The sequence below is a fragment of the Bartonella sp. MU70NMGDW genome, from assembly GCF_042194085.1.
Taxonomy (GTDB): Bacteria; Pseudomonadota; Alphaproteobacteria; order Rhizobiales; family Rhizobiaceae; genus Bartonella; species Bartonella grahamii.
Window position 1 is genome coordinate 1 of sequence record NZ_JBHIMK010000518.1, and the last position, 800, is coordinate 800.

Genomic DNA, 800 nt, shown 5'->3' on the forward strand with positions numbered 1-800 from the left:
GATGAAGATCGTCCAAATGCGGGCGTTTTTTCGCTACAAGATGATGATGAGCAATGGATGTCTTTGCGCTATGATCTAACTGCTCCTCTTGCTCGTTATTTTGCAGAGAATTTTGAAGTTTTGCCAAAGCCTTATCGCAGTTATCGTCTTGGTTTTGTGTTTCGCAATGAAAAACCTGGACCAGGGCGCTTTCGGCAATTTATGCAGTTTGATGCGGATATTGTTGGAACATCAACGGTAGCAGCGGATGCCGAAATTTGTATGATGGCAGCAGACAGTTTGGAAAAGTTAGGGTTTCACCAGCATGATTATGCCATTCGCTTGAATAACCGAAAAATTCTGGAAAGTGTTTTAGAATTGATTGGTTTAGGGGAAAGGGAGCAGATTGAAAGGCGCTTAATTGTTCTTCGAGCAATGGATAAACTGGATAAATTTGGTCCTGAAGGCGTGCGTTTGCTTCTAGGCAAGGGGCGTTTGGATGAAAGTGGTGATTTTACAAAAGGGGCCGAGCTTAAGGATAAAGAGATTGAGTGTATTCTTTCCTTACTGACTGTAAATGCAAAAACGGCAGAAGAAATCCTTGATGTTCTCAGACAAGTCGTTGGTCAGAGTGCTCAGGGGCTTGAAGGGGTTCGCGAGCTTGAGGAAATGCAAGCAATCTTTGTCGCTAATGGTTATCACAATCGCATTAAAATTGACCCTTCGGTGGTTCGTGGATTGGAATATTATACGGGACCTGTTTTTGAGGCGGCATTGCTTTTTGATGTTCTCAATGATGATGGGCAAAAAGTTGTTTTTGG

Annotated in this window: 1 protein-coding gene; it reads left to right on the forward strand. The window is 42.9% G+C overall.

The features are described 5' to 3' along the window. Positions 1-800 (forward strand): ATP phosphoribosyltransferase regulatory subunit (locus tag ACFIKE_RS11915; protein ID WP_375650159.1); only part of this gene is annotated, 800 nt, incomplete at both ends.